Annotated in this window: 16 protein-coding genes; 6 read left to right on the forward strand and 10 right to left on the reverse strand. The window is 63.1% G+C overall.

Annotated elements, in window-relative coordinates:
- Positions 1-76 precede the first annotated feature (76 nt).
- Genes EUU22_RS15820 through EUU22_RS15830 form a run of 3 tightly spaced genes read right to left on the reverse strand, consistent with a single transcriptional unit; the run spans position 77 to position 5,057 of the window.
- Positions 77-3,214 (reverse strand): efflux RND transporter permease subunit, encoded by a 3,138-nt coding sequence (locus EUU22_RS15820; RefSeq protein ID WP_129332946.1) that lies wholly within the window; start codon positions 3,212-3,214, stop codon positions 77-79.
- Between the two features lie 38 nt (positions 3,215-3,252).
- Complete coding sequence (locus EUU22_RS15825) at positions 3,253-4,389, reverse strand: efflux RND transporter periplasmic adaptor subunit (protein WP_245485084.1); 1,137 nt, start codon at positions 4,387-4,389, stop codon at positions 3,253-3,255.
- A gap of 59 nt (positions 4,390-4,448) precedes the next feature.
- Positions 4,449-5,057, reverse strand: coding sequence for a TetR/AcrR family transcriptional regulator (locus tag EUU22_RS15830; RefSeq protein ID WP_129333019.1), 609 nt, complete (start codon positions 5,055-5,057; stop codon positions 4,449-4,451).
- 205 nt (positions 5,058-5,262) lie between these two features.
- Between EUU22_RS15830 and EUU22_RS15835 the strand changes: the two genes are divergently transcribed.
- Both EUU22_RS15835 and EUU22_RS15840 read left to right on the forward strand, forming a co-directional pair.
- Entirely contained in the window at positions 5,263-5,538 is a 276-nt protein-coding gene (locus EUU22_RS15835) for a hypothetical protein (protein ID WP_129332948.1), read from the forward strand.
- Positions 5,510-6,124 (forward strand): DNA-3-methyladenine glycosylase, encoded by a 615-nt coding sequence (locus tag EUU22_RS15840; protein WP_129332949.1) that lies wholly within the window; start codon positions 5,510-5,512, stop codon positions 6,122-6,124. The genes EUU22_RS15835 and EUU22_RS15840 overlap by 29 nt, the downstream gene beginning before the upstream one ends.
- A gap of 17 nt (positions 6,125-6,141) precedes the next feature.
- Here EUU22_RS15840 and EUU22_RS15845 read toward each other — a convergent pair whose 3' ends face one another.
- The 7 genes from EUU22_RS15845 to EUU22_RS15875 all read right to left on the reverse strand — a co-directional run bounded on the left by EUU22_RS15845 (position 6,142) and on the right by EUU22_RS15875 (position 13,368).
- On the reverse strand, positions 6,142-6,984 hold the full coding sequence (locus EUU22_RS15845) for a PAS domain-containing protein (protein ID WP_165351190.1): 843 nt from the start codon (positions 6,982-6,984) through the stop codon (positions 6,142-6,144).
- A gap of 583 nt (positions 6,985-7,567) precedes the next feature.
- Positions 7,568-8,329 carry a pseudouridine synthase gene (locus tag EUU22_RS15850; protein WP_245485086.1) on the reverse strand — a complete coding sequence of 254 codons (762 nt, stop codon included), beginning with the start codon at positions 8,327-8,329 and terminating at the stop codon, positions 7,568-7,570.
- 118 nt (positions 8,330-8,447) lie between these two features.
- Positions 8,448-9,263, reverse strand: a complete 816-nt coding sequence (locus EUU22_RS15855) for a formylmethanofuran dehydrogenase subunit C (RefSeq protein WP_129332952.1) — start codon at positions 9,261-9,263, stop codon at positions 8,448-8,450.
- Positions 9,260-10,168, reverse strand: coding sequence for a formylmethanofuran--tetrahydromethanopterin N-formyltransferase (gene fhcD, locus EUU22_RS15860; protein ID WP_129332953.1), 909 nt, complete (start codon positions 10,166-10,168; stop codon positions 9,260-9,262). Before fhcD ends, EUU22_RS15855 begins: the two co-directional genes overlap by 4 nt.
- Positions 10,156-11,787, reverse strand: a complete 1,632-nt coding sequence (locus tag EUU22_RS15865) for a formylmethanofuran dehydrogenase subunit A (protein ID WP_129332954.1) — start codon at positions 11,785-11,787, stop codon at positions 10,156-10,158. The genes fhcD and EUU22_RS15865 overlap by 13 nt, the downstream gene beginning before the upstream one ends.
- Positions 11,781-12,758, reverse strand: a complete 978-nt coding sequence (locus EUU22_RS15870; RefSeq protein ID WP_129332955.1) for a molybdopterin-binding domain-containing protein — start codon at positions 12,756-12,758, stop codon at positions 11,781-11,783. The genes EUU22_RS15865 and EUU22_RS15870 overlap by 7 nt, the downstream gene beginning before the upstream one ends.
- Positions 12,759-12,969: 211 nt before the next feature.
- Positions 12,970-13,368, reverse strand: coding sequence for a 4a-hydroxytetrahydrobiopterin dehydratase (locus tag EUU22_RS15875; RefSeq protein ID WP_129332956.1), 399 nt, complete (start codon positions 13,366-13,368; stop codon positions 12,970-12,972).
- Between the two features lie 104 nt (positions 13,369-13,472).
- Between EUU22_RS15875 and EUU22_RS15880 the strand changes: the two genes are divergently transcribed.
- Genes EUU22_RS15880 through mch form a run of 4 tightly spaced genes read left to right on the forward strand, consistent with a single transcriptional unit; the run spans position 13,473 to position 17,432 of the window.
- On the forward strand, positions 13,473-14,459 hold the full coding sequence (locus EUU22_RS15880) for a beta-ribofuranosylaminobenzene 5'-phosphate synthase family protein (RefSeq protein ID WP_129332957.1): 987 nt from the start codon (positions 13,473-13,475) through the stop codon (positions 14,457-14,459).
- Between the two features lie 15 nt (positions 14,460-14,474).
- Complete coding sequence (locus EUU22_RS15885; protein WP_129332958.1) at positions 14,475-15,368, forward strand: NAD(P)-dependent methylenetetrahydromethanopterin dehydrogenase; 894 nt, start codon at positions 14,475-14,477, stop codon at positions 15,366-15,368.
- Complete coding sequence (locus EUU22_RS15890; RefSeq protein ID WP_245485087.1) at positions 15,346-16,476, forward strand: ATP-grasp domain-containing protein; 1,131 nt, start codon at positions 15,346-15,348, stop codon at positions 16,474-16,476. Before EUU22_RS15885 ends, EUU22_RS15890 begins: the two co-directional genes overlap by 23 nt.
- Complete coding sequence (mch, locus tag EUU22_RS15895) at positions 16,473-17,432, forward strand: methenyltetrahydromethanopterin cyclohydrolase (protein ID WP_129332959.1); 960 nt, start codon at positions 16,473-16,475, stop codon at positions 17,430-17,432. Before EUU22_RS15890 ends, mch begins: the two co-directional genes overlap by 4 nt.

Genomic DNA, 17,432 nt, shown 5'->3' on the forward strand with positions numbered 1-17,432 from the left:
GGTCGCGACCACGTGACAACCGTCAGGGCTGCAACCGGAGAAGGGCAAAAATGTTCCACATCGGCCAATGTCGGGCTTACTCTGCGGCGAGCGGAAGTTCCTCCTGTCGAGGTTCGGGCTCCCGCTCCAGCTCCGGCGCATGTGCGTTCTTCGGTTCGCGACCGAAGAACAGGGCGTAGCCTGCAGGAAGAGCAAAGACCGTCAGCAGCGTTGCCACGAGGATGCCGCCCATCATCGCATAGGCAAGCGGCCCCCAGAATACGCCCCGCGAAATCGGAATGAGCGCAAGCACCGCGGTCATCGCCGTGAGCGCGATCGGCCGGAAACGCCGCACGGCCGCACCGATGATCGCATCCTGCCGCGAGACCCCGGCGGCGATGTCCTGATCGATCTGGTCGATCAGGATGATCGAGTTGCGGATGATGATGCCGAGGAGCGCGATCACCCCGAGAATGGCGACGAAGCCGAACGGTGCCCCGGTGATCAGCAGCGCTGCAGCCGCGCCGATGATGCCGAGTGGCCCCGTTGACAGGACCAGCAGCGCCTTGCCGAAATGCTGCAATTGCACCATCAGGAGAACCAGCGTGACCACCAGCATGATCGGCACCTTGGCGGCGATGGACGCCTGGCTCTCTGCCGATTCCTCCGCACCACCCTGAATCTCGATCGCATAGCCAGCCGGCAGGCTATCGCGCAGATCCTGCATGCGTTCGAAGAGCTTGAGGCCGACCTCGCTGCCTTCTGCGCCGTCCGGGATCGTACCGCGCACCGTGATCGCCGGCAGACGGTTGCGGCGCCATTCGATTCCCTGCTCCAGTGCGGGTTCGACCTTCGCAATCTGCGAGACCGGAACGAAGCCGCCGTAATCGGTCGGGATATAGACGGACTGGACCGCTGAGAGAAGGTTGCGCGAAGCATCCGGCTCCCGGGCAACGATCGAGACCGTTTCCTCGCCGTCGCGGAAGGTATCCAGCGGAACGCCGGAAACCGCAGCCTGGACCATCTGCCTGACGCGCTGCGACGTAACGCCGAGCGCCCGCGCCCTGTCCTGGTCGATGACGAGTTTCATCGTCGTCACTGGCTCCAGCCAGTCGTCGTGAATGGTCCCGATCAGGGAATCCTCGGCGAAATAATCCTTCACCTTGTCCGCGATCACGCGAACCTCTCCAGGCTCCGGTCCGACGACGCGGATCTGTACCGGCCAGCCGACCGGCGGACCGAGGAAGAGGCGGTCGACCTTCGAGCGGACGGACGGGAAGTCCTCGGCAAGTATGCCGCGCAGCTTGGCAATCATTCGCTCGCGAGCGTCTTCGTCCTTGGCCATCACCAGCAACTGCGCGAAATTGGGATTGGTGAGTTGCTGGTCGAGCGGCAGGAAGAAGCGTGGAATCCCTTCACCGATATAGGTCGCGACGAAGGTCTTGTCCGGATCATCGAGAACCCGCTTTTCGAGTGCCTTCGCCTGCCGTTCGACTTCGAGAATGCTTGTTCCCTCGGGCAACCACATATCGACGAGAATTTCCGGACGAGAGGACCTCGGAAAGAAGCTCTGGGTGATGGCGGTGAACGAGAGAAGGCTCGCCACGAAGACCGCAAGTGTGAGCGTCAGGACGATGACGCGGTGCCGGACTGCCCAGCCGACCGCCCCGTGTAGCCGCCGATAGGAGGGCGTGTCGAAGACATCGTGATGCCCCTGGCCGGCATGCGCCCGCTGCTTGAGGATCATGTGGCCGAGCCACGGGGTAAAATAGACGGCGACGAACCACGACGTCACCAGCGCGATGCCGACGACGTAGAAGAGAGACCGGACATATTCGCCTGCGGTCGACGCCGCAAAGCCCACCGGAATGAAGCCGGCGACGGTGATCAGCGTACCCGTCAGCATCGGAAACGCGGTCGACGAGTAGGCGAAGGTCGCCGCTTCGAGTTTCTCGAGCCCCTCGTCGAGCTTCCGCTCCATGAGTTCCACGACGATCATGGCGTCGTCGACCAGCAGCCCGAGCGCGATGATCAGAGCGCCGAGCGATATGCGCTGCAACTCGATCCCGAGCTGGTACATGATGGCCAGGGTCGCGGCGAGCACCAGCGGTATGGTGATTGCGATGACCATGCCCGATCGCCAACCGATCGACAGAAGCGAAACCACGAGAACTATGACCAAGGCCTCCATGAGCGCCTGGGAAAATTCGCCGATTGCCTCGTGCACCACCTCCGGCTGATTGGAAATCTGGTCGACGGACACGCCGACCGGCATCGATGCTGTGAAACGCTCGTAGGTCGCTTCGATCGCCTTGCCGACATCCGTCACCTTGAAGCCGGGCGCCATCACGACGCCGATCTGGACACTGTCACGACCGTTGAAACGGAACTTCCGGGTATACGGTTCGGCGAGACCCGATGAAACATAGGCAATGTCGCCGAGACGAATGACCTCACCACCGGCCTTGATCCGCAACTCACGCACGTCATCCTCCGAGCGGACGTCGCCTTCCACGGAAACGCGCACGGACCGAGCGGCGGATTCGACCGAGCCCGCCGAGTCGACATTGTTCTGTCCGGAAAGGGCGGCCTGAAGGTCGCCGAGCGTCAGCCCGCGCTCGGCGAGCACCTTGGAGGAGACGTCGATGTGGATCTGCCGCGGCTGATCCCCGAGGATCACCGCCTTTTCGACGCCGGGGGTGGCAAGCAGCATGTCACGCGCGCGGATGGCGAAATCCTTGAGTTCCGGGAGGCTGTAGCCGTCGCCGGAGAGCGCGTGCATGGTGACGAAAGTGTCGCCGAATTCATCGTTGAAATACGGCCCCATCAGACCATCGGGCAGTTCCTGCTCGATGTCCCCGACCTTCTTGCGAACCTGGTAGAAGGCATCCTTCACCTCCGCGGCATCGGTGTCACCCTTGATGTTGATGGTCGTGATCGCCATCCCGGCACGTGTATAGGAGTGGATATAGTCGAGATGCGGGGTTTCCTGCAGCTTCCGCTCGATCTTGTTGACGACCTGGTCCTGCATTTCCTCGATACTGGCGCCAGGCCAGACAGTCTGGACGACCATGACCCGAAACGTGAAGTCGGGGTCTTCCTTCTGTCCCATGTTGGCGATCGCGAGCGCGCCCGCCACGATGATCAGCGCGAACAGAAAACGCGCAAGACTGCCGTGCGCGATCGCCCAGCGCGACAGGTTGAACGGCGTCTTTTCTCGGTCGGACGTGCTCATAAGGGGCCCTCTGGTGGAGACGTTTTCAGGAGCGAGCGTCAGCGCGCCACGATGGCGGCGGGAGCCGCATTCACGGCCGTCTGCTGTGCATCCGCTGCGGAGACTTTCACTTTCATGCCATCGCGCATGAATTGCGTGCCCGCAGAGACAACCATCTCGCCGGGGGAAAGCCCTTCGCTCACCACCACCCCGTTATCGGAGAACTCGCCGAGCCGGACGGAGCGCGGACGAACGGTGTCGGAAGCCCGCTCGACCACCCAAACCACCGGATTGCCATCCTTCTCTGCAAGCGCGCTCACGGGAATATCAAATCCCGCGGGCCCGCCACCGACCTGTGTTTCGACCGTTGCAGTCATTCCAAGCAGCACCCGCGGACCGTCGGGGATGCGGACCCGTACGGAAAAGGTTCGAGAACGAGGATCGGCACTGCCGGCAACCTCCCTGACGGTGCCGTCCAGCACCATTCCCTGCTGCGACCAGAACCGAACCTTCACTGCGGCACCCGCCGCGAAGTTCGTGATTTCGGTCTCCGGTACGGCAACCTGGACCTCCTTCTCTCCGTCCATCGCGACAGTAACAACCGGCGTGCCTGAGCCGACCACCTGGCCCGGCTCACCATTGACGGCCGTAACGATGCCGGCCATGTCGGCATGAAGCCTCGTATAGGCAACCTGGTTCTTTGCCTGTTCCAAAGCGGATACGGCCGACTGCTCAGTCGAGAGAGCCTGGTCGTAGGCAAGCGTGCGCTGGTCGAGTTCGGCTTTCGACGCAGCATTCTTTGCATAAAGCGTCTCGGCACGCTGCTTGAACAGTTTGAGCGTGCCGACCTGCTTGACGGCCGAACGAAGATCGGCCTCCGCACGAGTGACTGCGAGCTCGTAGTCGGCAGCGTCAAGTCGAGCCAGAAGGTTCCCCGGACGCACCCTGTCGCCGACATCAACCGGGCGCTCGGTGATCTTGCCGTTGACCCGGAAAGCGAGATTGATCTCGTAGCGAGCCTTGACCGCGCCCGAGTATTCGAGCTTGCGCCCGCTCTCGCCGGCCGCCACCTCGATCACCTTGACGGGGCGAACAATGGCTTCCGCCTTGCTTTCCTCGTCGCCGCACCCGGAGGCCAAAACCGCCGTCGTCAGTAGGGACAGGCCGATCAGCAGCCTACCTGCGAGTCCGTTCATACTCGACCTCATGCTATGCTCCTGATGTGTCAGATTGGCGAGGCGGCCTCTGCCGCGGTCTAGTTCTTCACGGCCTTCAGAGCGAATTCGATCAGTTCTTCCGCGCCCGGACGGTTCTGCTTCATCAGGCATTGGGTCACCATCTGCGGATGAATGAGGATGGCGAGAGATGCGCTGAAGCAGCGTCCGGCGCTCTCTGCATCTTGCGGAGGAAATTCGCCGGCCTCGATCCCGTCACTGATGATCGAGGTAATCACCTGGTCGAGGCGGGTGACGTGTGCATCGATGACCGGCCACGCCTCCTCGATGGCGACAACCACCATCTCATGAACCTTCTCCTGATCGAGCATCGTCTCGACGGTCATGTTGTGCATCGCATGTCCGTACCGGCGGAGCCTCTCCTCGGCACTGACCGGCAAGCGTGCAATCGCCAGGGCCACCTCGTAGCCCGCATCCAGCATGCGCTGCGCCAGCGCCTGGTGAATTTCGGCCTTCGATGAAAAGAACCGGTAGACGTTTGCCGGCGACATGCCGAGGTCCTTCGCGATGTCGGCGACATTGGTCTTGTAGTAGCCGTAGTGGCGAAACAGCCGCTCTGCCGCATCGAGGATGCGGGTGACGTTGTCTTGCCGGGCGCTCTCTGCCGTATTGTCGGCGGCTTCGGACATCTGCTTCGCCTTGATATTACTTGTGACGTTTTTCATATTTCGTCAGTCGTAAATCAAAAGAAGGTATCAGTCAATTCTGGAAGCGGGAACCTTTCGCATGGAAACACCTGCGCGGCGGTCCTACGCGCCACCGACAGCCGCGGAACATCCTTGCCGGGATGCCGTTGCTCGCGGTATCTGGGATTATCATTCAAGGAGAACAGTCATGCGAAGGACCATTGCCGTCGCGATCGCGGTCGTGCTTTCATCCTGTACCGCGACACCATACCTTGGCGGCCCACGACTGGAGCCCGTCCCGGGCAGCATCACCTATGGTGGGCAGCCCCGTACCAAGCTGACCAAGGCCCCCGTTGGCAGCACGTTCGAACACCGCTTCCAGGACCGGTTCGGCCGAACCGTGATCGAGGTCTACCGCATTGAACCGGATAGAAGCCTCACGATCGTCAGGCGCTATGTCAGAAACATCTTCCCCGACTTCTGATCCGTTGCCACCGCTGCATGGAGGTACCCTCGACGGCTTCTTCGACCGCAGCGCGGTCGACGTCGCACGGGATCTCATCGGGGCGACGATCACGCTGGAGGGCGTCGGCGGCATCATCGTGGAAACGGAGGCCTATGAAGGGGACGATCCCGCGTCGCACAGCTACGGCGGGCAGACCCTGCGCAACCGTTCGATGTTCGGCCCGGCTGGTCACGTCTATGTCTACCGATCCTATGGGATCCACTGGTGCCTGAACGTGGTCTGCCGCACGGCAAGCGCCGTTCTCGTCCGCGCGATCGAGCCGGCGTGGGAACTCGAAAAGATGCAGAGCCGGCGCAATCGCACGGACCTGAAGACGCTTTGTTCGGGGCCGGGCCGCCTGACCGAGGCATTGGCGGTCACGCGGGCACACGACGGGTTGCCCCTGCTTTCCCCGCCGTTCGGCTTTGCTCTGCCAGCGATGGACCTTCCGGTCGCGGTCGGCAGGCGAATAGGCATCACGAAGGCAGTCGACCGGCCCTGGCGATTCGGCCTCGCGGGATCACCCTTCCTGAGCCGGAAGTTTCCGGATTTACCCGCGGTTTAGAAGCCTCTGCCGTCGCGTCAGCCGGCAGGCTGCAGCAGGCGCACCACATTTCCGGAGCTGACCGGCACCGGCGCATTCCGATGGAGTGCGCAAATGGCTTCGAGATCGTATGCTTCACCAGCAACCAGCAAGCGTTTTCCCGAGATCAGGACGGGAAGCACTCTGCCGTCAACTCCCCGGATCTCGGCGGTCTCGGAATTGTAGCCGCCCTGCTGCTCGAGCAGTTCGAGACGGCGTTTGCGTCCGGGGCTGTCGACAGCGACGCCGCTTGCCAGCATTTCGCAACCGTTGAGGTCGGCCCACGAGCGTCCCGTCAGGTCCAGGTAGGACTGATTTACGCTCACGAAGCGAGAGCTCTGATACCCGGTCGTGGATACCGAAAAGGCCACGGGCGCAGTCTCGAAGAGCGCCTCGTCGATCACTTTCTGCAAGCCCGCGGGGATGCCCGGCTTTCCATTTTTCGCGACCGAGACCGCGGTCAGATGGTTCTTGCCGCCGGCGAGCAGAAACTCGTCCCGGAGAACAGCCACCATCCTCCAAGTATCCGCCTCCAGAAAAACAGGTCTGCTCGATTCCCGGACATCAGCCAATGTCCTCGGCACAGAGCCGGCGGCGCGACACAAACGCAGACGTTCCGTCGGCTCTTCCGTCTTTATGGCGTGAGAATTCAGAACCTCGAGCGTCAATTGCCGGGCGATCCGGTAGCCCTCGTCGAGCAGGTCGTAGCGGACCCTGTTCGCGCCGGCCGCGGGCGCGGCCTCGAACGGCGTATCGATCAGTACCTGCAGAATACGCCAGACATCCTGCTCGCCGGCAGGTGTCCATGCCCTGGCCTTTCCGAGCGCGGGCGCGGAACGCACGATTGCGAAGGCTGTCGCAGCCGGCAAGCAGTCGCAGTCGACCTCCTCGAAGACACCGTCGTGCAGACGGTTCCCGGCAAGGCGCAGAGGGGCCCCGTTGTCGTCCAGATAGAGGGAAACTTCGATAACGTCGTCCGAGAGGTGCAACCAGGGATGATCAGCTCGAAATCGCGAGAGCGCATGCCTGTCTAAAACAATGACTGTATTCATTCCTGTCCAAACAGTCCGAAGAGTTTCGCCGCAGCAAGAGATGGGGGACGGCCGGCACGCGATCCAGCACCCCCTTCATCGATTTCGAAATACGCTATGAAAGGAAGAACTGAAATTAGCCAATCCGCGCATATAAAGGCCCGGATCGCCGCCGCGGCGCGACGGAAGCGGCTGATTTAAATCGAAGATTTCTGAGTCTGGGACAAATCGATGAGAGTGCGACCTTTTTTGGTGCGTCGTGCCGAAATGCATGGCTTCCCGGAGCAAAGGATGCGTCAGAGAGCCGCTTGCCCCTTTTGTGTGCAGACCACGATCGAAGGTCGCTGACACCGAAAAGGTCGTCGAGGCGCCTGTAAGGCGTCGTGACACTCCCTTATCGACCGCCGAACCCTGTCGCCTTGCGCAGGATCGCGATCTCGCTGTTCGTCAGGCGACGAACGTCGCCTTTCGGCAGGTCGCCAAGCTCGACGTCACCGATCGCCACGCGGACGAGGCGCAGGCACTCGACGCCGATCGCTTCCAGCATCCGGCGTATCTGACGGTTGCGCCCCTCCTCGAGCGTCACCTCGAGCCAGGTGTTCTTTTCCCCATGACGGATGATCCGGACGGAAGCGGCACGCCATGTCTCCCCCTCCACCGGCACGCCGCTCTTCAGTTGTTTGGCCTGACGGTCGTCGAGGCGCCCACCGACTTGCACGTGATAGATCTTGGGCACGTGGGTCGCGGGGTCCAGAAGCCTCTGGGCGAACACCGTATCATTGGTGAAGAGCAGCAAGCCTTCGCTCGCCTTGTCGAGCCGCCCGACCGGTGAAAGAAAGCCGAATCCCGCATCCTTGAGGCAGGAATAGACCGTCTCCCTGCCCTCCGGGTCGTCCCTGGTGGTGACCAGGCCGCGCGGCTTGTTCAGCATGACGTAGACCTTCTCTTCGGCGGCAACGGCCAGGCCGTCGACTTCGATGCGATCCGAATGAATATCCACCCAGGTCTCGAAATCGGTGACAGCTTTGCCGCCGACCGAAATCCGCCCCTCAGCCAGCAGCCTCTCCGCCTGCGTGCGAGAGCAGTAACCGAGCTTCGACAGCGCGCGGGTGATCGTCACCCGGTTGCCTGTTCCGCCTTTTGCCGTTCTTGCCACGAGTAGTTTCCGCACCGGTCGAAGTTGTTCGGACTTACCGCCGTGACGGATCACGACGACTAAAGGCCATTGATCGAACGACACGACAAGTCAAGCAAGAGGTTCGGATATGGAAAGCTCATCGTCGGTTGCGAAACAGGATCTCGCCCTTGCCGAACACTGCATTGTCGCCGCAGACGCGGGTCGGCGCGGTTCCCAGCAGCGGCTTATCGAGGATCTTCTCCGCGATCAGGAAGCGGTCGAACAGGCCGGAAAAGGCAATGTCGGCATTTCCGCAATCGACGAATGTCAGCGAGAGCGCCTCCGGCTGCCGGTCGAGGAGAAGCGACCCCCTCTTCATGAGATAGCCTGGCATGACGCCGACCCGACCCGTCACGACGATAGTTCCGGCGATCATGCCGAGCCCGAGATAATCGCCGCATCCCTTGAGCACCGCGATCAGTCCGCGCCGCATCCGCTCGCCGGCGCGATGCCCGGCCTTGCCACGCACGACGATCGTTCCGCCGCTGACACCCTGCAGCTCACCTGCCAGCGGAGCACCGAGGCGATCCCCGGCATTGCCGGTCACCTCGATACGGCCTCCTGAGAGACCGGAACCGAGTTCCTCGCCCGCGCTGCCGTCGATGACCAGCATACCGCCGCCCATTGCCCGGCCCGCCCTGAAGCCGACATCCCCGACGACGCGGATATTGCCGGACGTCATGCCCGCGCCGACCTGATCGAAGCGCCGCGATCCTCCGGCAAAAACGATGGATGATGTGTCCTTGCCCGCTATCCTGAAGAGGTCGCCGGCCTTGAGGCCGGTCCGCGTCGTTCCGACCGGCAAGGCCGCGATATCCGATACCGGCAAACCTGACAGGCGGTCCGGGACGAGCGCCGACAGATCGAGCCTCTCTTCGGGTTCGGCGAGGAGCGTGAAGGTCAGCGGCTTCATGGCAGCAGCTCCTTGAGGTGGTAATGGAACTTGCCGAGCTTGCCGCCGTAATTGCCGGCGCTGATCCTGAGTGCCCCCTGTTTCGGTCCGAGCTTGACGACGGCCTTGAGGCCGGCACGCATCGCGTCCGCGACGGCATCGCTGGTCTCGCCGTCGATCACGATCTCCAGCACCGCATTGGTGCCGGGCTCGAGCGCCGTCTTCACGGCTCCCTTGAGCGTCGGCGCGAAGGCGTCGTTGGTCGACGCCATCATCCCCTTGTACTTGCCGCCGACCTTCGAGCCGGAGCGCACGATCCCTCCCGGGAAGGGCATGATGACCCCCGGGACCTTCTCGATGGCGGCAACGGCGGTCTCGGCGGCCTTGAGCGCCTTTGCCCAGTCGGCGGCAAGAAGCAGCATGTTGCCGCCGCCCACGGCCTGCTTGGTCAAGCCCGTCGTCGCCTCGCAGAGGAACTCTCCGTCCATCACGGGGACACGCCAATAGTGCTTGCCGCCGAACCTCTTGGATATCTGCCAGCCGTCGCCGAAATAGCGGAGCGCCGAACCGAGATCGAGCGGTGCGCTGCCTTCCAGACCAGCGAAGCAGGCACTGCCGGGCGAGGTCAACACGCACTGGCCCAGGCGCGTTTTCAGCTGCTTCTGCAACTCGTCCGTCCCCATCGCGAACAGCATGACCCGGCAGCCGGGACGACCGTCCGGCGTCTCGGTTTCGGGCACATCCATATCGATGCCCGCCTCGCATCCGCAGCCGATAACGGAGGTGGCAAAGCCGGTCATGGTGATCGCGGCCTGACGTGCCCACTTAAGCGTGGGAGCGGTGATGATGATTGCGGTCGCCCGCATACCGAAGGCTTCGGCAAACGTGTCGTCGATGACGACGCCATTGCGGATCAGCTGTTGCATGGGACCTCCGCAAAGGCGTCGGCGCGAGCGATCGCCGTCTCCGGAAACGTGAACCAATCAAGACCGAGCCCGTAGCGGCTTTCGAAATAGTCGACAAGGCGGCGGGTCATCGCCCTGTCTTGCGGCGGATCGAGGCGCAGTGCCTTGCCCCACCGGTAATGAGTGACGGCACCGTCCTGAACCACGAGATCACCGTTCTTGAAGACCAGCGCCGCCTCGCGGAACATCCGGGCGATGTCCTTGCCCCGCCTGTAGACCGCAACGTCGGCGATCGCACCCGCACCGAGATGACCGCGATCCTTGAGCCCGAGGAGCCTCGCCGGGGCGGCACGGGTCATGATGGCAATCTCGTCGAGCGTGTATTCGCGCGCGATCGCAGACAGCGTCGAGTGCTTCAGCGCCGCCTGGTTGAGCTTCTCCGATTGGATGTCCCGCGCCTCGCGGCTCATCAGGAGTTCGAAAAGCTCCGGATAGGTGGTGAACGGCGCACCGTTCGGATGATCCGTCGTAAAGAAGACGCGCCACGGATCGGTGATCAGCAGGAAGAGCTCGAGCCCGATCGCCCATTGCAGCGAGCCGTAATAGTCCTGCTTGTAGCGGTAGGGCACGATCCCGCCACCATTCGCGTCACCGTCATAGATGACGGACTTGCGCGGGCTCGCGTGGCCGATGGCCGAGAACTGGCGAATAACGTCGGCGGAGATCGTCACCGTCTGGCCAAACATGACCTGACCGACATCGATCGTGACTTCGGGAGTTCCATTGACGAGTTCGGCGAGCCGGGCCGCCTCGGAGGAGAAGCCGCGTTTCCCCTCCGTCCCGTAGCCGTAGAACTGCAGGTGCGCGAGGTGGAGCCTTTCCCCCTCGGCCGCGCTGATGGTCTCCGCCGCCGTCGCGGCATTGCCGGGTATGCCGAGATTGTTTGCATGAACGTGGAGCGGATGCGGAATGCCGAGGCGACCGACGGCCGCCTGCAGGGTCTTGACGATCCTGCGGGAACTGGCGCCGTAGGCAGGCACCACATCGTCGAAGGAGAAGGCGCGAACGTTTTCCTTGAAAGCCGCCGCACCACCGGCATTGATGACCTTAACGCCCAGCGACCGGGAGGATGAAACGGTCCAGGCGACGTAATCGTCGATCATCGCCGCCGGCTCATTGTCCCGGATCATCGAGAGCAGGAAATCGTCATTGCCGAGGATCGCAAGCGTCGCCTTGTCGATAATCGGGATGTCGGAGAGTTCCAGATGCGTGTGGAGCGCGTTGAGCGGGTTCATCGCCGGCTCGACCACCGTCGTGAAACCCATCTGTGCGTAGAGCGTCCCGGTCCGGAAGGTCGACCACCCGGCATTGGAAAGCGGGGTGTGCAAGGGACGGGTCTGGTGCGCGCGATGGTGCTCGGGCAACAGCAGGCGCGCCGTGTTCACGTTACCGCCGCCGACATGGGAATGAATGTCGATTGCCCCGGCCATCACCACGCAGCCGGAAACGTCGAAAGTCTTGTCGGCGCGCCGGCCTTCCGGCCTCTCGACGATCAATCCGTCGCGAATCCACAGGTCCCGCCGGCGGCTTTCACCGTTCACCGGGTCAACGACCTCTCCTCCCGCCAGTCGGATCAGCACGGCAGCGCCTCCTTCTCCGGCAGGGCATCCGCCAGTTCGCGGAGAACCCCGGAAACACTGGGACGATGCGAGGGCGCGGACGCCTTCACCGCCATCAGCGTTCCGATACGGCTCGAATAAAAGACGCCGTCGTGGTCGACACCGGCCCGCCCGACGGTGATTGTTACCGCTGCCCCGGAAACCGCACCCTCGCCCGGAACGAAGGCGACGAGCGGCAGGCCGCGGCGATGCGCCGGCGGATCGCCTTCTCCATCCGAAATCCAGAGATGCAGGTCCACCTCCCGCTCGGCGATCATCCGCGTCACGTCCGAGAGCTGTGGATCGTAGACCGGCTTGCCGGCGCCGAAGCCGGTTCGCGGCGGAAAGCCTGTCATCCAGACGGATGCGAGCATGAGGCCCCAGGCACGATCATCGGAAGGCAGGAAGAGGCTGGTCGCACGTCGACTGCGATTGAGATCACCGACCAACCCCTGCAGCATGGCAAGCGTAAAAATCCCCTGCTGCCGACCAGAGAAGACAAAGACGGGAAATGCGGCTTTGCCCAGTGCGGCCGCCAAGTCATCAAGCCCCTCGACAACTCCGACGCTCTTCCTGCCGCCGAGACCGGCCCGCACCGAGGCGAGAACGGCTGCCAGCAGTTGGCCGGGAGCCTCGACGACGCTCGCCTTCACCCGTTTCAGTATGGCGGCGATCTCGGATGCGGTGTCCTCGCGTCTCGCGTCCGATATGTGGAACCAGCGCCGCTTGTGCGAAGGCACCAGGTCCGGACGCGCTGCATGCCAGGACAGAAGGAGTTCGTGACGAGCGGCCGGGATTTCGCCGACCAGAACGATCAGGTCGGCCCGCCGGCGGGTCTCGAGCGGAGTCGTGAAGAAGCCGCCATGATCGGTGAAGAGCGCCGCCTCTTCGGCGAGTTCGCATCCGCGGACATGGTCATAAGCCGCTCCGACTCGTTCGGCCAGCGCGATCACACTTCGACAACCATGAATATCCGAATCGACTGAAATAACCGGGCAGCGGCACGACACCAGAAGCTTCGCCGTCTCCTGAATAGCGGCTGTCAATGAAACTGCCTGGTTGCCTATCCACGCAACCGACATACCCCACAACTTTCTGGTGCCGGTCTAGATTCTAGCCAATTCTCTGAGAAAGTGAACCCCCGCCCGGAATCAAAATCGCCGATCAGTCGTCGTACTTCAAGTAGGCAAACCGCTGGTCGGTCCGCGGAGTACCTTCGAGGGCGCCGCCTTCCCTGCCGGGTTGCCACTGCACGACTTCCTCGATCTTGCGGGCGAGTTCGAAGTCCTTGTCGGTGATCCCCTTGGCCACATGCGTCATCAGCTTGACCTCGACCCAGGCATAGGACGCCTTGAGATCGGGATGATGCCACGCAGCTTCGGCCAGGTGGCCAACCGTGTTGATGACCATCAGCGTCGATTTCCAGCTGTGGGTCTTGTACTTGCGGCGCAGCCAGCCATCCTCGTAACGCCAGTGCGGCAGTTCACGCTTCAGCCTCTCGAGGATCTCGGCTTCGGAGTAGACACGGTCCGCCTTGCCGGCGGCATCGGTGTGGTCGTTCATCGACATGGCCTCCCTCATTCTTTGATCACGCCGCTTGCGCTGCGACCAAAAGACGATATCATATCCCCCGGGCCCGATATTCTAGATTGTTAGAATTACATCAAATGTCGGACTCCGTCACCATTCAGGTCCCTGCGCGCTTGCATCTCGGTTTCCTCGACATTCCGGGAAAGACGAGCGGGCGTTTCGGCAGCATAGGCCTTCCCCTCGAGACGATCTCCACGGTCCTGACGGTCGCCAGAGCGCGCGAAACCAGCGTCGAGGGCGGGGAGCAGGCGCGTATTCGCGCGCATATCACCAAGCTGAGCACGCATCTCGGAATTGATAGCCATCACAAGGTGATCGTGCATCGCACGATCCCGAGTCACTCTGGCCTCGGATCGGGAACGCAGCTCGCGCTTGCGGTTTCCGCAGCGCTGCGGACGCTTCATCAGCTCCCGTTCGCCATTCGCGACGACGCCGTATTTCTCGGCCGCGGCACGCGCTCCGGCATCGGTATCGCCGCATTCGACCGGGGTGGGCTGATCATCGATGCCGGCAAGGGGCAGGATGACCAGGCCCCCACCGTGATCTCGCGGATTCCCTTTCCCGAGAACTGGCGCATCATCCTCGTGTTCGACCATCGCCATGAAGGTATCCACGGCGAGGCCGAAATCGCCGCCTTCCGCGCTCTCCCGCCGTTCGCCGAAACGAGTTCGGCAACCATCTGCCGCACGACGCTGATGGCGTTGATGCCCTCTCTGATCGAAGGTGATCTCGCCGCCTTCGGCAAGGCCGTGGAGACCATCCAGGCCGAAATCGGACGCTACTTTACTCCCGCACAGGGAGGCCTCTTCACCAGCAAGGCGGTCGAAGCCGCCGTCCGCAAGCTTGCGGTTCACGGCGCGGTCGGCATCGGGCAGAGCTCCTGGGGTCCGACCGGTTTTGCCTTCAGCGAGTCGCAGGAGGCGGCAGAACAGATCGTCGACGACGCCGGCATCGATCAGCCGGGCCTGAGTACCCGCATCGTACCCGCACGAAACCTCGGCGCGAAAATCACCCAGACGGTGATGCCGCCGCAGTTCGGCCTGAGACAAGGGCGCTTTCACTGAGGAGGAACGAGAACCTTGAGCCGCAAGACCATTCTCCACATGCTCACGCCGCTGAAGCAGATGAGCCCATTCGACGTCAACATGGCGCTCGATGCGGGGTATGATCACGTCATCCCCTATACCGACGTAACGCTCGCCGACGTCGGCAATCTCGTGCAGGACGCGATCTTCTCGCGGCCTCCGGATGCGGGCATGGCGACGGGGATTTTTCTTGCCGGCAAGGATGCGGCACTGGCGCTCGACATGCTGGATGCAGCAAGGAAGGCCATGGTCCCGCCGTTCGAGGTCTCGGTGTTCGCCGATCCAGCCGGGTCTTTCACGACGGCGGCCGCGATGGTTGCCAAAGTCGAGAAGGCGCTGGCAAAGCAGCACGGCCGCGACCTCGGCGGGGCAAAGGTAGCGATCTTCGGCGCGACCGGCGTCGTCGGCTACTGCACCGCCGTCATCGCGGCCAGGGAAGGCGCCGCGGTCACCATCGCCGGCCATGACGGCGTCGAACGCGTACGGCACGTCGCCCAATCGGTGAAGGATCGCTTCGGCGTCGATGTCGAAGCTGTTGACGGATCGACGGAAGACGGCAAGAGGGCGATACTCGCCGAGGCGGAAATCGTCTTGACGGCCGCGAAGGCGGGCGTACAGGTGATATCCTCGGAACAGTTACAGTCATCCGGGAAACTCCTCGTCGCTGCGGACGTGAACGCCGTTCCACCGGCGGGCATCGAGGGTCTCAAGGTCAATGCCAACGGCGAGCCCCTCCATGGGCAAGCGATCGGCATCGGTCCCCTGTCGATCGGCAACGTCAAGTACAAGACCCAGGCGGGTCTCTTCGCACGGATGATCTCCGCCGAGAAACCCGTCATCTTTGATTTCCAGGATGCATTCACCCTTGCCCGCAGCCTCGCCAAATAGCCCCACGATCCTGGTGGTGGCGATTTCCGGGCGGTCGCTCGCAACAGCAGCCCGCCGGGCGGGGTATCGCGTGCTGGTGGCCGATCTGTTCAACGACATCGACACCTGTCGGCTGGCCGAACGGGCGACGATCCTGCCGGGCAGCTTACACAACGGGATCGACGGCCGTGAAATCGTGCCGAGCCTCCGGAGACTTGTCGGAGAGGACCGGCCGGAGGCACTCGTCTACGGCTCGGGCTTTGAACGCAGGCCGGAGATCGTCGAGATGCTGGCGGAGACTTTTCCGGTTGCCGGTAACAGCACGGATGCGATCAGGCGGGTGAAGGATCCTCTGTCACTTGCGTCGCTTTGTGGCGAGATCGGCATCCCCCATCCGGAGATATGCTTCGAGGCCCCGAAAGATCGACGAGGCTGGCTGACGAAGGTCCCCGGCGGCGCCGGCGGCTCCCATGTGCGGCAGGCCACGTCTTTCGGTTCCTCTCCGTCGGGCAGCTATTTCCAGCGGCACGTTCCGGGAGTGGGCCTCTCCGCCCTGTTCCTCGCCGGACGAGGTCGTACACGCGTCGTCGGCTACAGCCGTCAGTGGTCCTCGCCCACGGCGACAAGCCCGTTCCGCTATGGCGGCGCCGTTCGGCTCCCGCGTTTTCCCCGCGAAAAGGGGGAGAAGGTCAGCGGCTGGCTGAACGACCTCGTCGCCCGGACGGGGCTGGTCGGCCTCTGCAGCGCGGACTTCATCGATGGACCGGAAGGAACGTTCCTTCTGGAGATCAACCCGCGTCCGGGCGCGACGCTCGACATTTTCGACGGAGAAGACACCCCGTTGCTGACGCAACATCTTCGTGCGGTTCGCGGCGAGAGTATCGAGATCCCCCGTTTCCGGGGGGTGATGGCGTCGGCGGTGGTCTATGCCGCCCGGCCGATTCCCCGCTTTCCCGACCTGGAATGGCCGCCGCTGACGGCGGACCATCAGCGCCCCGGCTCCGCGCTCGATGCGGGCGATCCGGTCTGCACGGTGCTCGCGCAAGCCCGCTCCGCCGCGGCGGCCGAACGAGCGGTCAAGGCCAGAATAAACGAACTGACACCCCATTGGGAGGAGAATGCAGGATGAAGGACGGAGAAGCCTTCCTGAACAGAAGCGCACAACAAGTCGTCGACGGCATGATCGCCGAGGCCGGACGGCTCGGCATCGGCCACAGCCGCGGCAGCCTCGGCGAACACCTGATCGACGCGGGCGCACAAAGCCCCGGCTCCCTCGAGGCCGGGCTTCGCATGGTCGATATCTGCATGGGCGGACTCGGCATCGCATCGGTAAGTCTTGACCGACATTCCTCGCGCAGGCCGCTTTCGATCGAGGTCCGCTCGTCCCAACCGATCCTCGCCTGCCTCGCCAGCCAGTATGCCGGATGGCAGCTGACCCATGAGAAATACTTCGCCATGGGATCGGGACCGGTGCGCACGCTCGCCCGCGTCGAGCCGCTCTTTGAGGAAATCCGTTACAGGGAACCGGGAGCCGAAAGCTCGGTCGTCGTTTTAGAGACCGCAACACCGCCGCCCGCAGCCATCGTCGAGAAGGTGGCCAAGGCCGCCGGGCTCACACCGGACCGGCTCACCTTTGTTTATGCGCCGACGCAGAGCATCGCCGGCTGCGTCCAGATCGTCGGCCGCGTGCTGGAAGTGGCGCTGCACAAGGCGCACGACCTGAAGTTCCCGCTGGATGCGATCGTCGACGGCATCGGAAAGGCGCCTATCCCGGCGCCGCATCCCGATTTCCTGAAGGCAATGGGACGCACGAACGACGCCATCATCTATGGTGGCCTCGTCCAACTGTTTGTCCGGGGTTCCGCGGCGGCCGCCCGTGATCTTGCCGAACACCTCACAAGCGAGGGATCGCGCGATTACGGCCAGCCCTTCTCGGAAATCTTTCGCAAGTTCAATGGTGACTTCTACGCCATCGACCCGCACCTCTTCAGCCCGGCCGAGGTAATCGTTACCGCGATCGAGACCGGTGAGACCTTCCGCGCCGGAAAGACCAATATCGACATGCTGGAGCAGTCCCTTGGCTGA

Source organism: Ciceribacter ferrooxidans, from assembly GCF_004137355.1.
GTDB lineage: Bacteria > Pseudomonadota > Alphaproteobacteria > Rhizobiales > Rhizobiaceae > Allorhizobium > Allorhizobium ferrooxidans.

Excerpts from the sequence above, each read along its gene's own strand:
- EUU22_RS15820 (WP_129332946.1), bottom strand. The coding sequence starts at position 3,214 with ATGAGCACGTCCGACCGAGAAAAGACGCCGTTCAACCTGTCGCGCTGG.
- EUU22_RS15825 (WP_245485084.1), bottom strand. The coding sequence starts at position 4,389 with ATGAACGGACTCGCAGGTAGGCTGCTGATCGGCCTGTCCCTACTGACG.
- EUU22_RS15830 (WP_129333019.1), bottom strand. The coding sequence starts at position 5,057 with ATGTCCGAAGCCGCCGACAATACGGCAGAGAGCGCCCGGCAAGACAAC.
- EUU22_RS15835 (WP_129332948.1), top strand. The coding sequence starts at position 5,263 with ATGCGAAGGACCATTGCCGTCGCGATCGCGGTCGTGCTTTCATCCTGT.
- EUU22_RS15840 (WP_129332949.1), top strand. The coding sequence starts at position 5,510 with ATGTCAGAAACATCTTCCCCGACTTCTGATCCGTTGCCACCGCTGCAT.
- EUU22_RS15855 (WP_129332952.1), bottom strand. The coding sequence starts at position 9,263 with ATGAAGCCGCTGACCTTCACGCTCCTCGCCGAACCCGAAGAGAGGCTC.
- fhcD (WP_129332953.1), bottom strand. The coding sequence starts at position 10,168 with ATGCAACAGCTGATCCGCAATGGCGTCGTCATCGACGACACGTTTGCC.
- EUU22_RS15875 (WP_129332956.1), bottom strand. The coding sequence starts at position 13,368 with ATGAACGACCACACCGATGCCGCCGGCAAGGCGGACCGTGTCTACTCC.
- EUU22_RS15880 (WP_129332957.1), top strand. The coding sequence starts at position 13,473 with ATGTCGGACTCCGTCACCATTCAGGTCCCTGCGCGCTTGCATCTCGGT.
- mch (WP_129332959.1), top strand. The coding sequence starts at position 16,473 with ATGAAGGACGGAGAAGCCTTCCTGAACAGAAGCGCACAACAAGTCGTC.